General features: G+C 44.6%; 17 protein-coding genes. 4 read left to right on the top strand and 13 right to left on the bottom strand.

Annotated features, from left to right (window positions below; all coding sequences use genetic code 11):
* Nucleotides 1-68 precede the first annotated feature (68 nt).
* A complete protein-coding gene (locus tag QP794_RS06345; RefSeq protein WP_285075431.1) occupies nucleotides 69-1,595 on the bottom strand; it encodes a glycoside hydrolase family 43 protein in 1,527 nt (508 codons plus the stop codon).
* A gap of 202 nt (nucleotides 1,596-1,797) precedes the next feature.
* On the opposite strand from QP794_RS06345, the gene QP794_RS06340 reads away from it, so the two are divergent.
* A complete protein-coding gene (locus QP794_RS06340; RefSeq protein ID WP_285075430.1) occupies nucleotides 1,798-2,673 on the top strand; it encodes an AraC family transcriptional regulator in 876 nt (291 codons plus the stop codon).
* A gap of 206 nt (nucleotides 2,674-2,879) precedes the next feature.
* On the opposite strand, the gene QP794_RS06335 is transcribed toward QP794_RS06340, so the two are convergent.
* From QP794_RS06335 to QP794_RS06320, 4 genes are all read right to left on the bottom strand, one after another.
* Nucleotides 2,880-3,878, bottom strand: coding sequence for an NADP-dependent oxidoreductase (locus QP794_RS06335; RefSeq protein WP_285075429.1), 999 nt, complete (start codon nucleotides 3,876-3,878; stop codon nucleotides 2,880-2,882).
* A gap of 17 nt (nucleotides 3,879-3,895) precedes the next feature.
* On the bottom strand, nucleotides 3,896-4,249 hold the full coding sequence (locus QP794_RS06330) for an ArsR/SmtB family transcription factor (protein WP_483311882.1): 354 nt from the start codon (nucleotides 4,247-4,249) through the stop codon (nucleotides 3,896-3,898).
* A gap of 151 nt (nucleotides 4,250-4,400) precedes the next feature.
* Complete coding sequence (locus QP794_RS06325) at nucleotides 4,401-5,732, bottom strand: sensor histidine kinase (RefSeq protein ID WP_285075428.1); 1,332 nt, start codon at nucleotides 5,730-5,732, stop codon at nucleotides 4,401-4,403.
* A 1-nt stretch (nucleotide 5,733) separates the two neighbouring features.
* On the bottom strand, nucleotides 5,734-6,420 hold the full coding sequence (locus QP794_RS06320; RefSeq protein ID WP_285075427.1) for a response regulator transcription factor: 687 nt from the start codon (nucleotides 6,418-6,420) through the stop codon (nucleotides 5,734-5,736).
* Between the two features lie 168 nt (nucleotides 6,421-6,588).
* Between QP794_RS06320 and QP794_RS06315 the strand changes: the two genes are divergently transcribed.
* Together QP794_RS06315 and QP794_RS06310 are read left to right on the top strand one after the other, a co-directional pair.
* Nucleotides 6,589-7,623 carry a DJ-1/PfpI family protein gene (locus tag QP794_RS06315; RefSeq protein WP_285075426.1) on the top strand — a complete coding sequence of 345 codons (1,035 nt, stop codon included), beginning with the start codon at nucleotides 6,589-6,591 and terminating at the stop codon, nucleotides 7,621-7,623.
* Nucleotides 7,624-7,673: 50 nt separating this feature from the next.
* A complete protein-coding gene (locus QP794_RS06310) occupies nucleotides 7,674-8,297 on the top strand; it encodes a DUF2306 domain-containing protein (protein ID WP_285075425.1) in 624 nt (207 codons plus the stop codon).
* Nucleotides 8,298-8,380: 83 nt separating this feature from the next.
* On the opposite strand, the gene QP794_RS06305 is transcribed toward QP794_RS06310, so the two are convergent.
* Genes QP794_RS06305 through QP794_RS06285 form a run of 5 tightly spaced genes read right to left on the bottom strand, consistent with a single transcriptional unit; the run spans nucleotide 8,381 to nucleotide 13,290 of the window.
* Nucleotides 8,381-9,151 (bottom strand): ABC transporter ATP-binding protein, encoded by a 771-nt coding sequence (locus tag QP794_RS06305; RefSeq protein ID WP_285075424.1) that lies wholly within the window; start codon nucleotides 9,149-9,151, stop codon nucleotides 8,381-8,383.
* Nucleotides 9,144-9,947 (bottom strand): ABC transporter ATP-binding protein, encoded by an 804-nt coding sequence (locus tag QP794_RS06300; protein WP_285075423.1) that lies wholly within the window; start codon nucleotides 9,945-9,947, stop codon nucleotides 9,144-9,146. Before QP794_RS06300 ends, QP794_RS06305 begins: the two co-directional genes overlap by 8 nt.
* Nucleotides 9,948-10,751, bottom strand: a complete 804-nt coding sequence (locus QP794_RS06295) for an ABC transporter permease (protein WP_285075422.1) — start codon at nucleotides 10,749-10,751, stop codon at nucleotides 9,948-9,950.
* Nucleotides 10,748-11,725, bottom strand: coding sequence for an ABC transporter permease (locus tag QP794_RS06290; protein WP_285075421.1), 978 nt, complete (start codon nucleotides 11,723-11,725; stop codon nucleotides 10,748-10,750). The genes QP794_RS06295 and QP794_RS06290 overlap by 4 nt, the downstream gene beginning before the upstream one ends.
* Complete coding sequence (locus QP794_RS06285) at nucleotides 11,695-13,290, bottom strand: ABC transporter substrate-binding protein (RefSeq protein WP_285075420.1); 1,596 nt, start codon at nucleotides 13,288-13,290, stop codon at nucleotides 11,695-11,697. Before QP794_RS06285 ends, QP794_RS06290 begins: the two co-directional genes overlap by 31 nt.
* 150 nt (nucleotides 13,291-13,440) lie before the next feature.
* On the opposite strand from QP794_RS06285, the gene QP794_RS06280 reads away from it, so the two are divergent.
* The gene (locus QP794_RS06280) at nucleotides 13,441-14,196 is read left to right on the top strand and encodes a class I SAM-dependent methyltransferase (protein ID WP_285075419.1); all 756 of its coding nucleotides are present in this window, start codon (nucleotides 13,441-13,443) and stop codon (nucleotides 14,194-14,196) included.
* A gap of 192 nt (nucleotides 14,197-14,388) precedes the next feature.
* Here the strand turns inward: QP794_RS06280 and QP794_RS06275 are convergent, their stop codons facing one another.
* The 3 genes from QP794_RS06275 to QP794_RS06265 form a co-directional block, all read right to left on the bottom strand.
* On the bottom strand, nucleotides 14,389-15,045 hold the full coding sequence (locus QP794_RS06275) for a peroxiredoxin-like family protein (RefSeq protein ID WP_285075418.1): 657 nt from the start codon (nucleotides 15,043-15,045) through the stop codon (nucleotides 14,389-14,391).
* Between the two features lie 62 nt (nucleotides 15,046-15,107).
* Nucleotides 15,108-16,307 carry a peptide-methionine (R)-S-oxide reductase MsrB gene (gene msrB / locus QP794_RS06270; RefSeq protein ID WP_285075417.1) on the bottom strand — a complete coding sequence of 400 codons (1,200 nt, stop codon included), beginning with the start codon at nucleotides 16,305-16,307 and terminating at the stop codon, nucleotides 15,108-15,110.
* Between the two features lie 54 nt (nucleotides 16,308-16,361).
* Nucleotides 16,362-16,937, bottom strand: coding sequence for a TlpA family protein disulfide reductase (locus tag QP794_RS06265; protein WP_285075416.1), 576 nt, complete (start codon nucleotides 16,935-16,937; stop codon nucleotides 16,362-16,364).
* Between the last annotated feature and the right edge of the window lie 5 nt (nucleotides 16,938-16,942).

Genomic DNA, 16,942 nt, shown 5'->3' with positions numbered 1-16,942 from the left:
TTGCAAAAGTCACCATTTGGCAACAAAATTACTGCGCAGGGGCTCTTCTCCGGCGCAGTAGGGACATGCTAAGCTTTACCTGTTTCAAATTTCCATTGTCTGATGCTGATGTCCGGCTTTACGCTCCCACTTCCATGAACTACAAAATATAAATCATGAACGCCCTGGGCATCTGAAACGGAGGTTGAATAATCCAGCCACGGATGGTTTACATCGGATGCCTCGACGAGAAGCTGTCCGATGAATTGTCCGTCAGGTTGATCCAGACGAAGTTCGATCACCCCATCACCCCCGCTATTGGATATCGTTGCTGAGAAGCTTGCTGCCCCTTCATGACCAAAATGAACCTTCGATACAGCGATCCAGCTGCCACTTCCCATATTTGCTGTAATTACTACTTCCGATTCAGTGGAAGATACAGAGTCATGCAAGTTTAATTTCTCAGTCTTCACTCCTGCACTCCATCCCATGGTCGCCGCAGTTACTCCATCATAAGGGTCGAAGAATTGCACCTGATCAACCCCCTGAACATCTGCGCATACCTCATGAATGTGCCCATCGGCTGTGTCGAAGTTAATTCGATTCAGATGTGTGGAACGATAGCCTTCGGGAGCATCCATGGCTTGGGATAACGTCTGTGCGTGATAGGCAATGTACCAGTAATCGGCAAATTGAAATATGGCATGATGATTGTTACCGCCAACACCAAAGAAGTGCCCCGGATTTTTGAGGATGCATCCTCTGTACGTCCATGGTCCCATCGGCTGGCTGCTTGTCATATAAGCAATCTCTCCTGGCGGAGGACTGCCCTCTGGTCGGTCACCCTCATAGAAGTTTGAGCAGTACGTAAAGTAGTAGGTGTTGTTAAATTTATGTATGCCTGCATCCTCAAACATGTATGGTGCAGGAATAACCTTGGCACGGCCTATTACACTGGTCATATCCTCTCCCAATCGCATCACTCTTGCCGTGTCGGGCCTCTCTGCTTTTCCTTCCGGAATTCCACCCCCGAAATAGATATAAGCCCTGTGGTCTTCATCTACCAGCACTGCCGGATCGAACAGCCATGTCACCTCTTCAACCCCTGGAGTCTCCCTCGTGATAAGGGCTTCTCCAATCGGGTCTGTCCAGGGTCCGACAGGAGTGGGGGCAGTTAATACCCCAATGCCGCTTGCATTGTTAGCGAAATATAGGAAAAACCGATCCTTTCCCTCGATTATCTGATGCGCAGCTGCAGGCGCCCAGGATTGGGTGGCCCATGGAGCTGCACCTTGTGGTCCGGCAACCAGAACCTCACCATGATCCGTCCAGTTGAGCAAATCGTCTGAAGAGATGATAGTTATGCGGTTGATTGATTTGTAGCTGTTTTTCTGGAGAAGACCCTCCATATCATACTCCAGCGTATCACTTGTCATATACATATAGACACGATTACGGAATACAAGAGCGTAGGGATCGGCTCCAAATTTGTGGGCAATCAGCGGATTTCCGTTTTGAGGTGCTTTTCCAATCGCTGATTGGATACTTGACGTTGAGGCAAATTGTGGTCGCAATTCCGTTTGTTCACTGGCATTTGAAGAAGAATTGAATTTCATGGGTATGTTCCCTCCATTCAAATATTTTGGATATTCCATGAGCATGCTAAGCTGTCCCCAATTCTGAATATGGTATACTAAAAAAAGAAAACGTTTGCAAGAATAAGCACGCCATGATAGGATGATTACATTTTAAGGTAAACCAACCAATTTTTCATTGCGTGTGACGGTCTATTTATTGCGTGAAAGGATGAGGTGCCTTGTGAATGGTTCCTATTTGTATGATCCCATCCTACCTGAACTCTTATATCTGCACCGGGTGACAACCTACCCATTGGAAAGCTCTTATCATCGACATGATGCCTATGAGGTGTACCTTTTTCTTCGTGGTAACGTCAATTTTTATGTCGAAAATCACTGCTACCATTTGGAACCCGGTGATTTGCTTGTCATTTCTCCTGAGGAAATGCACCGTTCTTATATTATGGATGATTCCGAATACGAACGAATTACGATCAATCTCAAAAAAACGTATCTCCGGAGAATGTCTACTCCGTCAACCAGTCTATCCGCTTGTTTTGATTATCGTCCTAAGGGCAAAGGTAATATCGTTCATCTGGAACAGGAGCAGTTGAAACAGATTCTTCGATTGGCTGCCGAACTGGAGAATTTGCTGGCTTCAGATGCGTATGGAACGGATGTTAAAATCAATGCAGTCGTTGCACAGCTCATGGTTGCAATAAACGATTCGTATCATGAAACAACATCCATTCCAACCGATATCATGCCCGAACTGGTATGTAAAACAATGGACTATATTGAAGAACATCTAGCCCAGGAGATCACGCTTAACAAACTCGCAGAGATGTTTTATATCAACAGCACACATATTAGTCGCCAATTCAAAAAACATACGGGACTGACCCTACGCTCATACATTCTGGGGCGTCGTATTGAACTGGCCAAATACTGCTTGTCTGATGGTTTGAGCATAACGGAAGCTTGCTTTCAGTCCGGTTTCAGGGATTATGCGAATTTCATTCGCAGTTTTACCCGAATTGTTGGCATGTCTCCCGGCAAGTTTGTGAAACAGGAGCGAAACAATACAGACTACAGTTTCTATAAGATTCCCCAGTGAAAAACCGACCCAGTTACCGTCATTATCGCAAAATACGTAGTTAATCGAGATTTTCTAGTTAACTCCGCATTGGAACCTGCCTCATTTTCCGATGCCTGGGTTAAGGAATCTGTTACGATTGAATCACAAAACAAAGAAACCACGGTACCGAGTTCGGCACCGTGGTTTCTTTTTATTTCGTATCCGGCTTAGTACAATGTATTGTTTCACTTCATTTTTACGATTACTTTCCCTTTGGCTCTTCCCTTTTCAGCGTATTCTATCGCCTTTTGGGTGTCTGCAAACGAAAAGATCTTATCAATAACAGGTTTGATTTTCCCTGATTCAATCAGTTCAGAAATAATCTCTAATTGTTTGCCGCTAGGCTTCATGAACAAGAAATTATATTTCACATTATGCTTTTCCTCTAATTTTGTAAGCTTACGAGAGATCAATCGAAAAATAGTGGTTTTGATAAAACCAGCTCCGTACGCTTTTCCAAAGCGTGCATTGGGCCAGCCTGTAACCGAGACAATTTGTCCCCCCGGCTTGACGATCTTAAAGGCTTTTTCTAAAGTCTCCCCCCCAATAGTATCGTATACGCCATCATAATGATGCAGCACCTGATCAAATTCCTCTTTTCTGTAATTGATGATCTGATCGGCTCCAAGCGACTGGACCAAGGCAATTCCCGCTTCACTTGTCGTTGCTGCAACGTATATCCCCATTGCTTTGGCGAGTTGGATCGCAAAGGTTCCCACGCCGCCCGAACCAGCTTGGATCAATACCTTCTGCCCAGCCGAAAGTTGTAATACATCATGTAATGCCTGATATGAGGTAAGTCCAACTAATGGTATGGATGCTGCTTCTTCAAAGGAGAGATTTTTAGGCTTTAGGGCTATATCGTCCTCATGTACGGATATAAACTCAGCAAAGGTTCCGATTCGGCTCTTTCTTGGTCGGCCGTAAATCTCATCTCCCTGCTTAAATTGGTTAACCTTCTTTCCAACTTGGACAATCACTCCTGAAAAATCATTTCCTAAAATAAGCGGCATATCATATTTCAGCAACATTCGAGCTTTACCATCTCTGACTTTGATATCGATCGGATTAATACTTGACGCATGGATTTCTGCTAACACATCATAATCACCTACTGTTGGCATTGGTTTGTCAGTCAACTGAAGGGATGTTTGTCCATACTTTTCAATAACCATTGCTTTCATTATGATGACTCCGTTTCTTAATAATGTAGTTGTAATAACTCATCGATACGGCCAAACATATTTTTCATATCCCCTAATTTTGTTCTAAGATCTATAAAATAATAATTTTTGGATCCTTCCTGCCTCATCATAATGATCTCAGCTTCTCTTAAAATTTTAAGATGATGGGACACTGCGGGGCGTGATAAATGAGTTTTTTCTGCAATCTCGCCTACACGCATTCCTTTTATACACGTTGTCTCCATAAGTACAGTGATAATCGATTGTCGGTTTTCATCACCAAGGGCTAAAAAAACTTTTTGGTACAATTTGAAATCTTTTTTGATCGCTTCCACTCTATCTAACTTATTCAACTTCAAAATACACCTCATTTGTTTTGTTATACATTCAAACAGGTGAAGCATTTTATTGTGAGTATGTCATGAGTTATCGTGCTTGACAACGATGAGAAAGAAAATGGAGACCACAAGGAAATATTTAACATTTACATTCGGGGTCAGAGGAACGATTGAATCTTTCTTTTTAATTCGAGTTAGCTAGAGGTATCCATCCTGTTAGCACCGCCCCACCTTCAGGGTGATTGCTTACAGCAAGTTCTCCCCCATGCTGCTTCATCATACGTTGTGAGATTGTTAATCCTAATCCACTCCCCCCAGTTGCACGACTCCGTGAGGCTTCGCCACGATAGAGGGGTTCAAAAACACGTTCCAGTTCTTCCGAAGAGAAACCAGACCCGGTATCGCGTATCGTAAACTTAATTTTCTTTCCGTCGTTGCAGCAGTGAACAGTTATTTTGCCACCTGAGGGCGTGTATCTAACGGCATTTTCCAACACATTGTTCATTGCGCGCTCTAATACATGCGAATCTCCGTTAATGAAACAACCTTCTGCTAAATGGGCTAAGATAGAAATATGTTTTTGTTCAGCTTGAGGACTCAAACTCTCAATCGACTTTCGAAGGATTTGCGATAAATCCAAAGTTTTGGTGTTAAGTTCACTTTCCAAGTACTCCATTTTTGTAAAAGTGAAAAGGTCCTCCACCAATCGATCCAATTGGGCGGATTTCTCTTTGCATACGGCTATATATCGGGTTATTTTCTCTGGTGACTGTGCTACTCCTTGCTCCAATCCGTCCAAATACCCCCGCAAGGCAAATAACGGTGTACGTAAATCATGCGCGACAGCAGCGATGACAAATCTTCGTTCTTCCTCCAGCTCGACTTGTTTCCTGTAGGATTTCTCAAGCCCTTTCACCATAACCTCGAATCCGTCGCGAACTTCGGCGATTTCCGTGATTCTGGAATCAGGCAAATGCACTTCCCACTGCCCTGACGCCATTTGCCTAGCTGCACTGCTCATTTTCTCCAGGGGCTTAAGAAGGAACCTCCTCATTTCAACTCCAACCACAAAGAAAGCAAGCAGCAGTCCGAAAAAGGCCGCAATCAGTGGAACTCCATTGGATTTAGGCAGATATAGCACAACCCTTCCCATGAGTTGCCCGTCTTCAATGACAGAGAACTGTTCAGTCGACGCTAATGAACTGTGGCGTTTTGAACTGGAACGATAAATTTCCGAATGGGTCCCAGATTCAATGACCACGTCCATCTTTGCTTTACTCAACTCGGTGTACAACAGATGTTGCCAGCTTGGATCGGTCCAATGATCTGTACCCACTTCTATCGTGTGAATCACCTTACTGAGATGTCTTTGCAATGTTTCATTTTGCTGTTGGCTTTTAGAGATATGAAATGTTTGCGTGTACATAAAGTGAGCCGTGACAAAAAAGAGCCACGGCAACGTCAGCAAGACGAATAAGCAAAGCAATGTGAATGTACGAATGCGAAGTTTTCTCATGTTATGCTCCCTCAAATCGGTATCCGACTCCCCATACGTTGACCAGGAATTGTGGATCGTTTGGATCGGTTTCAATTTTTTCGCGAAGCCGGCTCAGATGGACTCTTATAGTATGCCTGTCACCCACACCATCCCAAAACTTTGCAAGCAATTGCTCATAGGTAAAAACATGTCGCGGGTGTTCCGCAAATAATCGCAATAACTCATATTCCTTAGGCGTAAGCTCAACTTTTATTCCTTCGATCAGGACTTCTCTTGCAGACAGATTCAACCGGATGCGTCCGTAATCCAAGACTTTCCCCTGCACGGACTGTCTGGAAGCAATGCGCCGCAAAACGGCTTTCACTCGGGCCACAATTTCACCAGGCGAAGCCGTTTTGACGATATAATCATCGCCGCCGAGCGTCAGCCCCCGAATCTTATCCACATCATCACTGCGTGCGCTCAAAAAAAGGATTGGAACATCACTTTCCCCTCGAATCCGGCGACATAATTCAAATCCGCCTTGTCCAGGCATCATGATATCGAGAACAATGCAATCAATGGAGTTTTGTTGAAGTATGGTCCATGCTTGTTCCGCATCACAAGCCGTTTTAACGTGGAATTGGTCATTCTCCAGAAAATCTCTTAACAGCTCGACGATACTCAAATCATCATCTACAACAAGTATCGTATGATATTTACTCATGCTTATCCCACCTCTGTCATCTAGTTTATCATTTATTCCTCTATTACCAAGACGAGGTTATACTTTGTGATCATTTGTTTATCATTTTGTGACCTTTATAAAACCTCCTTTGAGATATTCGTTTGTTATGATTCTTCCCGAGGAACTTAAAGTGAGGGGGAATTATTGATGTTAACTGTTCAAATCGTGTTATTCGATGGCTTCGACCTAATGGATGCCATTGCACCTTATGAAGTTTTTCACGCCGCTGCCATGTATGCTGATCATGTGTTAGAAGTAGAGCTCGTTACAGCTGAAGGGCCGAGATCAGTGACCAGTGGTACCAATGGATTAAAAATGGAAGCAAGCGGCAGGCTTGATCCGAAACATGAGGGCATTATCGTGGTGCCTGGCGCGTCCGGTGATGTTGAAGGAGATGGTCCAGATTCAATCCCGGCTATTCTCGGCAGGTCCATGAATACGGAATTGACCCCTATGATCAGGGAAGCTCTCGACCATAAGGACATCGTTGTTGCCACGGTCTGCGGCGGTTCCTTGTTATTAGCCATGGGAGGTCTCATGGAAGGCAGACATGCGGTAACACATCGCTTGGGGATGGATTTACTTGGTGCGACCGGAGCGATTCCAATTCCGGCTCGCGTAGTGGATGATGGTAACCTGGTTACCGGGGGCGGTGTGACCTCGGGACTTGATGTAGCGCTGTATTTGGTCGAACGTGAACTGGGACCGCGTATCGCACACAAGATAGAGCAGTTGTTCGAATATGAACGAAGAGGAACCGTTTGGAAAGAGACAGGCACTGCACCCAGCACTCACAAGTCGTTAACGAATAACGAACAGAGTAATGTAACGAATCAAACGGCCGTAACCTCTGTCATATTACAGAACGAGAATACAGAGACATCCGTCTTCGACGGGAATTGGGATACTACAATCGTTACACCTGTCGGTAAGCTGGAAGTTAAGCTCTACATAACGACAAGTTTCGATGTGATCCAGGGGACAGCAATACAAGGTGATGAAACAATCCGATTTTTAAATCCCGTATGCCACGACAACAAGTTAACCTGGTCCCTGCCGATTACCAAACCCATGCGTCTGAATCTGAAATTCGAAGTTACTGTGGACGGAGATCAGATGAACGGGATCGCTAAAGCAGGTCTTCTCCCTGCTTCCAAATTATCAGGAAGACGAATAAACTAGCCTGGTTATCTATATGAACAAAAAGGAGTTTCGGGGGGATTGCAGCAGATATGAAGAAACGAGGAACATTATATGGCTGGCTGGTCTGTGTCAGTAGTTTAGTTATTGTATATGCGTTGGTGAAAAACTATTGGATAGACCCAGAAGCCTCAAGCTTTTTAAGCCACAAGACGGGTTTGAAGCGTGAGCTTCATCTTCCAATTTGGTTGAATGTCATGTACGTTCATGTTGCATTTGCATGTTTGGCCATGGCGTCCGGACTGGTGAATTTCTCTAATCGGATCTTTGAAAAGAGCCGCAGGTTCCACCGTATAAACGGTTATGTATATATTGTGTCCGTAGTGCTTGTTGTACTGACTTCCGGTTATATGGCTCCTTACGCCACTGGCGGGAAAATAAGCAGTATGGGCTTCAATGTCCTTAATATCATCTGGTTATTCATTACTATTACGGCTCTCATTCAGATTAAACAAAAACGTATGATTCAGCACCGGAACTGGATGGTCCGAAGTTATGCCTTCTGCTTCACGAACATGTTGATTCATCTCATCACTTCCCTCCTTCATCAGGGATTCGGAATGATTTATGCTACCAGCTACACGATAGGCATATATGGATCTATTGCATTACTGCTAGTTATTCCTGAATGCTTTATCAGAATGAAGAGCATATAATCTGTAAAAGACCTTAGCTCACCGTTGTTTATGCGGATGCAAGGTCTTTACATGTTGTTATTCCTTATGCATTTCGTTACAACCTACAAAAATGGTTTCCATGCTGCTTCAAACATCTTACTGGAGTCCAGTAACGTAATGGTATAGGGGTCCCTCTCTGCTTCGTCATAGAGGGCAGTAGTACTGAAAAGCTCAACCTGTTTTCCCTCTTTCAAAACCATAATTTTTGAACATAGACCCGGTAACAGCGTAAGGTCATGCGTAATAAACAGAAGTGACAATCCCTGTTCCTTTTGAATGGACATGAGCAGTTCAATCATCTGCTGTTGTAATACAACGTCGAGGTTGGAGACCATTTCGTCACAGATTAACAGTTTGGGACGCGTTAACAAAGCTTTGGCGAGACAAGCTCTTTGATACTGACCTCCGCTCAGTTTTCCGGGGCGATTTCGAAGAAGCTTCTCATTCAGGCCCACTTTTCCCCAATATTCAAGGACTCTATGCTTGCGCTCGGCTCTGTTGTAACGGGTGAAATTAATTAAAGGTTCTTCCAGGCACTGAAACAAGCTCATGGCGGGATTTAATGTAGAGCCCGTGTTCTGAAAAACAATCTGGATATCGCGATACCAATCCTTAAACGATGATATTCCTTTGCTGGGCAAGGGCCGCCCGTCAAAGAAAATATGGCCGGAGGTTGGTTGTTTTAAGGCCATGATAAGCTGGGCAAGCGTGGATTTACCACTGCCACTCTCCCCTACAATGGCCAGTGCTTCTCCATCATCTATTCCAAAATGAATATCTTCCAGAATAGGTCTTCCGTTTATTTCCTTATACAGCCGCTGAATTTCAAGCATAAGCTATCTCTCCTTTGCCAAGAAATCTTTGAGAGCAATGCCTGCACAATTGTTGGGTATATTCATGTTCTGGTGCGCTTAAAATGTTGTCCTTACTGCCCTGCTCTATTATTCTCCCCTCACGCATAACACCAATCGTGTCCGCAAGATAGCTGGATATAAGTAAGTCGTGGGTAATAAACAACATGCTCATGTCCGTGTCCAGAATGAGCTCTTTCAGAAGGAATATGATCTCAGCCTGTGTACTGACATCCAGTGCACTCGTTGGCTCGTCGGCTATCAGAATTTTCGGCTTTAACAGAAGCGCCATCGCAATCATGACACGTTGATTCATTCCACCGCTTAGCTCATGAGCATAACTGCTCATCACACGGGACGTGTCCTTTAAGAGAACTTGGGACAACATTTTTTTGGCCTGCTTCTCAGCCTCATATCTCGAAACAGGCAAGTGACTGCGCATCAGATCAACGAATTGTTGGCCAATCGGAATCGACGGATGCAAGGCCTGTTCCGGATGCTGGAAGATGGCGCCGATCTGGCTCCCTCTGATGCTGCGCCAGCGCTTCCTGGATAATTGCTGTAGATGTTCACCCTGTAACACGATGTCACCTGACATGTGCAGATGAGCAGGCAGCATATCCAAGATCGCCTTACTTGTCAGCGTTTTACCGCTGCCGCTTTCCCCAATCAAGCCATATGTTTTCCCTGACTCCAGAGAAAAGCTGCTATTATGCACAAGCGATTGACCTTCCGTATTTCTGATATTTAGATTTTTGACTTCGAGCAAGGTCGTCATTTAGCGTTCCCTCCTCAGTCGCTCGCCTATAATTTGGAACGAGGCGGCAGTCAGAAATATCATAAAGCCTGGAAAGAAGCCCATCCACGGGGCGACCTGCAAATAATTTTTTCCGTCCAATAGCATGACGCCCCATTCGGGAGAAGGAGGCTGAGCACCAATGCCCAAAAAGGATAAACCGGATAAAGTCAGGATGACCTTACTTACGTCCAGAATGAGCATCGTTCCAATCTGAGGTGTAATATTCGGAATCATATGTTTGGTTATTATTCTAATTCCAAATGCCCCGCTTACCCTGCTGGCGGTAATATAAGGTTCCTTTTTCACATCATGAATTAGTCCTCTAATAATTCGTACATACTTGGCCCACCAGGAGAGAATCACCGCAAAATATACATTTTCCATGCCAAAGCCAAGGAAGCCAACGACCACAATGGTAAGCAGCATACTCGGTAATGCTGTGAAAATGTCGGTTAGGCTCATCATGAACATGTCCAGCTTGTTCCCCAAAAAGGCACTCCATGTCCCCACCAGAAGACCAATCAGCATCACAACACTAAGTACAATAAAAACGGGAAATACCGATTCACTAATCCCGTGTATGACCCGGCTTAACAGGTCTCTTCCCAAATAATCCGTTCCAAATGGATGAGCAACGCTGGGAGGAAGAAGCTTCTGTTGATGGTTGGTATGGAATGGATCATAAGGTGAAATCCACGGGGCCGCAAGCCCTGTAATAATAAGTAGGATGATATATAACAACGCTGCCGTTGGCAGTTTATTCGCTCGGATGATACTGATCAACCTTCCCACCTCTGTTTGTCAAGATGAACACGCGGGTCAGCAAGGAAGTACAACAGGTCGGTCATAAAATTAAAAACAAAAATAAATGCTGCCACGAAGAGTGCGCTCCCTTGAATGACTGGAAAATCACGGCGAAAAATAGCTTCAAGCATGTATTTGCTGAATCCCGGAAAACTGAAAATCGTCTCGGTGATAATCGAAGCTCCAAAAAAGCCGGGTAGACTCGTTGTGATCAATGTCAGAATCGGGATGAACATGGAACGCAGTAAGTAAGATGGATAAAAGATGCTCGGCCGCAATCCCCTGACTTTTGCAGCCTCAATATACGAGAACTTGCTGTACTGAATCGTATAGGATCGAACCATCCGAATAAAGTAAACACTTTGCACCAGCGTCATGGCAGTTACCGGCAAAATATAATGCCGTGTGGTCGAGCTGCCTACAACAGGCAGGACGGGCCATATCACGCCAAAGGCATACATTAGAAGAATAGCAAGCCAATATAAAGGGATCGACAACCCCAAAATGGTCATTGAATAAACCACTCGATCTGCCATTGTGCCTTCATTTAATCCCATCCAGATTCCAATCGGTATGGATACGAAGAGGGTTAATAAGAAAGAGCTTGCAATGAGTTTCGACGTTGAGCCTAAACGCTCCATCATTTCACTTAATACAGGCTCTCCGGATGAAAAGGAATGTCCGAGCTCTCCTTGGAATACATGATGGGCCCATGCTAAATATTGCTGAATGAACGATTGATCCAGTCCCCATTGCTTCTGTAAATCAGCTACGATGGATTGCTCCGGTACGGCTCCGATTTCCAGCAGCAGCATCGACGCCGGATCACCCGGCGCCAAACGCATTAATGTAAAAACAAACAAGGAAAATAAAACAAACGTGACTATCAACATGAACAGACGACGAATCATGGAGCGGAGCATTACTTCGCTTCTTTCTTCAGGTAATGCCACTTCAACGGATCGTCCTCAATAGCATTGAATCTAAAATCAACCACTTGGTTTGAATGAACAAAGGTTTGCTTCGCGTAGTATATCGGAACAGACATGGCTTCCTCATGCATGCGGAGGAACACCTGATTGAACAGCTTTTGCTGCTGCTCAGTGGAAACCGTAGCCGCGATTTGATCCAGCAAATCGGATAAAGGCTTGTCCTGATACGCAACTCCCGGTGAGGATGGCGAATCATAGAATAAGGAGGACAGGAATCGATAAGGTAATTGAGCATCTGTATATGTCCGATACATAAGCAGATCATATTCTTTCGTGCTCCACAGGGTATCGTAGTAAGCTGCCCGTTCCTGATTCACAATATGGATTTGAATGCCGATCTGCTTCATGTTGTCTTGAAAAATTTCAGCCATCTCTTTCCATTCAGGATATTCTTCCGTTTGGATGACCAGACGAAGCTGTAGAACTTGTCCATCTTTTTCATAGAGCTGCTTGTTGTTATTCCATTGGTAGCCCGACGCTTCAATCAGCTGTTTGGCTTTTTCGGGATTATACGGATAAGAAGGCTGATTACTGTCGGATATAAATGCAACCTTTTCCTGGAACAATCCTCCGACAGGGTCCCCGCTACCACCCGCATACTTGCTCGTATCATTGCCATAATTGATAGCTTGGCGGATATTCTTATCAGCTAGAGTAGTATTGTGTTGGTTGATAACCATAAAGTAGGACATTGTACTGCTTCCGGTTTCGATTACGTAGTTGTCGTTGTTCTGAAATACCGGGAGACTTTCCATGGGGATATTACCAAGTTCCCCGCCCGCAAGATCCACCTCTCCGGATTGCAATGCCAATACCCTTGCCTGAGGATCTGTAATGACTTTGAAAACAAGTGAATAGTCGGATGGTTGTTCTAACCAATAATGTTCATTCGGGATTAGAACTGTCTGAATCCCCTGTTGATACTCTCCTATTTTCCAGGCACCCGTTCCAATCGCTTTTTGAAAAGTACCATTCACATCTCCCTCAGGGGTTACCGAGTTCGGACTCATAATTCGAAATGGTCTTGCCTGACTAAGCTCGTACAACACTTGCGTTGCTGTCTCCTTAAAGGAAAGTACGACCGTCTGATCATCAGGTGCTTCGACTTTTTGCAGTAAACGGGATATTTCAAGCGAAGCATTCTCTTCCATGCTTACCGCTCTTTCCAAAGAAAACTTCACGGCTGCTGAATTCAGTGGACTGCCATCCGAGAACAGGACCTGATTTTGCAGATGTAAAATGTAAGTCCTGCCATCATCGGATATCTCCCAGGATTCCGCCAGGCTGGGCGTAAATTCACCTTTTCCTTTATAGTCTACAAGGGCATCATATATAGCCGCATGCGTATGTCTGGAACCATTGTAAGTCGACGCATCAAGCTTGTCTGCTTCAGTATCCTGCGTGACTGCGACCACAATGTTCTTGTCCTCCTCTGCTGCAGAGGGTGAGCTCACATGTTGTGAACACCCCATAATGAACAACAATAAGACAACAGCAATGACTCCAAATCCAGATCTTCCAAACATCCCTACTCCTCCTATTCCTCTTCTAAGCTGTTTATGATTGCATAGCTGTTCTTCTCATGAATACTTGCTAGTTGAACAATCTTTGTATATTATTAATCGTAATCATTACGTTTAGCAAGGAATTTTTTATATAACAAGGAGACGATGTTAGTGAGTGAGCATAAACTTGTACAACAATATCGGGATTATTGGGACAAAGGAGCAGCTGTCTATGATGAAATTGTGGATACCGAATTTACGTCCAACCGATATGATCAATGGAAGGAAATCCTGAGTCATTTTTTGTCCGGGAAAAGTAATTTAAAAGTGCTCGATGTAGGTACGGGGCCTGGTTTCTTCGCGGTTCTGCTCAGCCAGATGGGGCATCAGGTTACTGCTATTGATTCTTCCCCGGAAATGGTGGCTAGAGCTAATCAAAACGCCCATAAATATAATTGCAGTATCGAGGTTATTGAGACAGATATTATGGAATATAAGACAGAAGAAAAATATGATATCATCATTTCACGAAATGTGACCTGGTTCCTGTACAATCCTGTAGCTGCATATCAAAATTGGCATGGAATGCTTAATGACGGAGGCCAGGTTATTATTTTTGATGCGAATTGGAATTTATTTTTAACGGATCCAAAGGAGGCAGAGCTTTTTCAAAAAGACAAGGAGGAGGCTGCCGCAAAAGGGTACGTGCCGTACCGCCCAGAGAAGGATGTCAAAGAAGGAGACCAACTGGCACTTACGTTGCCATTGAGCTATGTAAGAAGACCTGAATGGGACAGTGAAATGCTCCGTTCAATCGGTTTTGCCCAAATCCAAATTCATCAAGGATTCGATGCGGAAATGTATCATACAGGTGAACAAATTCTGAATCGACACAGACCTATGTTTGCGATCGTTGCTGAAAAATAGCATTTCTGGGAAAGATCTGACCAGCATAGATAAGGATATGTTGACTTTATAATCCTACATCGTAATAAAGCTCCTATTGCTGGATTATCTCTGTATTCCAAAAAAACAAGCTATCGCTTATGCGATAGCTTTGTTTAACCGTGCGTATATAATTGCAGTACGCCATCTGCTCAGGATTTCCTATTCAAGAAATCAGAGTTTGGCCAATTCGGCGAGAATTTCGTTGGGCTCCATCCGCTTCATGAAGTCAGAATTAACATAGGCTGATCGAATGATTGCATGCTCGTCAATCATGAAGGTGGCAGGCACTGGTAACTTCCAATTGGCAGCAGCGTTGTACTCTGCAAGGTTTATGCCAAAGTTTTGATACAGCTTCTGGATATAGTCTGGAACGTCAAAAAGAAGATCGTAGCTTGCTGCTGCTAAACCGGCGTTATCACTGAGCACTCGAAAGGTAAGCTGCTCTTTCTCTACTTGGCTCAGTGAGTTATCAGGAGTTTGCGGACTAACAGCAATCAACTGACCACCCAACGCTTTAATTTCGGGTAGGATCATTTCATAGCTTCTCAGCTGCAGATTACAGTATGGGCACCATCCACCCCTATAAAAAGTAAGAACGACAGGTCCTTTAGCCAGCTCTTCATATAATGAAATCTGTTCCCCCAAGGAATCCGGCAATAAGAAGTCTTTGGCTTTGGCACCTGCCGGCAAGCCCGTTGCGATTCCTTCCTGCTGAATTTCACGAATCATTCGAAACATTTCCATATGCACTTCCGCGGGACTGTTCGCGACAAATTCCTGCTTCATACGATCAAGCTGCTGATTCAGTCCTAAAATCTCTTTACTCATTTAGAAACGCTCCCTTTTTTTGAGAATTTAAATTGATATGTTTCCTATTCTCCTAGTCAATGTTACTTGGCCACTGAAATTAGATTCCCGTAGCCTTTTGCTTGCATCTCCGCCAAAGGAATGAGGTGAATCGAAGCGCTGTTAATGCAGTAACGCTTGCCTCCTTGATCTGCGGGCCCATCATCAAAAACATGACCAAGGTGAATATCCCCTGAGCGGCTCCGGACTTCTGTCCGGATCATATGATAGGAAGTATCTTCTCGATAGGTCACAACCTCTGCTAAGATTGGACGGGTAAAGCTTGGCCAGCCACAACCGGAATCATATTTATCCTCACTGGCAAAAAGAGGCTCTCCGGTGCTCACATCCACATAGATTCCCGGATCATACGTATCCCAGTACTCATTCGAATACGCCCGCTCTGTGTCCTCCTCTACGGCAACTTTGTACTGGGCATCCGTCAAAATCTGCTTCAGCTCAGCTTGACTGTGTTTTGGATAATCCGCAGGATCAATACTGAATTCCCCAATAGCATTTGTGTTGTCGGCAGAGTCACTTGTCGAACCAGACTGCTCCTGAAGCACCCCCATGTCAATGTGACAGTATCCTTGAGGATTTTTCTCCAGATAATCCTGATGGTACTCCTCAGCTTCATAGAAATTTTGCAGTGGCAGTACTTCGGTAACGATTGGCGAATTGTAGCGGTCCTGTTCCTTACCCAGTACACGCTGGATGATCCCCTTTTCTGCCTCCTCTACGTAGTACATTCCTGTGCGGTATTGGACACCCTGATCATTCCCTTGACGGTTCAGTGATGTCGGATCAATTACCTTAAAAAAAGATTGCAGCAGTTCCTCCAAAGAGACGCGATTCTTGTCATAAGTGACTTCGACTGTTTCAGCGAAACCGCGATCCCCCTTCAAAACATCCTCGTAGGAAGGCTGCTCTCCACTACCATTTGCGTAGCCGGATACCACATCTTTCACGCCATAGATACGGCTCATATATGCTTCAACACCCCAGAAACACCCCCCTGCCAAATAAATCTTATGCAGGTCTGCCCCTGTAAAATCCAGGCTTTCATTCGGGTTGGGTACATCCACTGCTCGGGTATGACCGGAGCTTGCAGTGACCAATCCCGACCCTATTGGAGAACAACCTGCCAAAGCAGGAAGCAAAAGCAGCAGGCTGGTGATGAGCCAGAATCCTGATCTGCGGGAGAGTGATGATTTGATAGCAGTGCGGAAGCGAACGGACATCATGATTTTCCTCCTTTGAAGATCGTCTTTGTTATGCAGAACGAAGCTGAACAGGCATTATTGAATCTGGGCAACCGTTTCCCGAATCAAATCATTACTGTTATGACCCAAAACCGTTTTGGCAAGCTTACCCTTCGTATCAATATAGAGAGACGTCGGATATGCTCTCACACCAAACTGCTGTGCATAAGTACCATCAGGATCAAGCAAGACAGTGAGATTCTTCTCATCCAAGCTCTTATACCATTTGGAAAAATCTTCAGCAGATTTCTCGCCCTTGAAGTCAGGAGATACAATACTAATCACTTTAAAATCCGGGTCTTCACCTGCCAGCTGATTCAATTCATCCAGTCCAGCCAAGCAGATGGAGCACCAGGATGCCCAATATTTAATGTAGACCTTTTCCCCCTTGAAATCATGAAGTTGAACCGCCTCGCCTTCCAGGTTCTTTAAGTTAAAATCTGGAGCGGCAGATGCAGCATCACTCTCCTTCGCCGATAAAGAACGATCGTCACCAGCATTACGTGCAGCTGACGAAGAAGCAGTGCAAGCAGATAGCAACAGAACTGCCCCCAGGAAGGACACCAGCAATCCTGTTATTTTGACTTTAGCTGTAGTTGGTTTGGGATGCACAAAAA

The sequence above is a fragment of the Paenibacillus sp. UMB7766-LJ446 genome (assembly GCF_030226665.1).
GTDB classification, from domain to species: domain Bacteria; phylum Bacillota; class Bacilli; order Paenibacillales; family Paenibacillaceae; genus Paenibacillus; species Paenibacillus vandeheii.
Note: the sequence above shows the minus strand (reverse complement) of the source record. Positions and strands in the feature narration are given on the sequence as shown.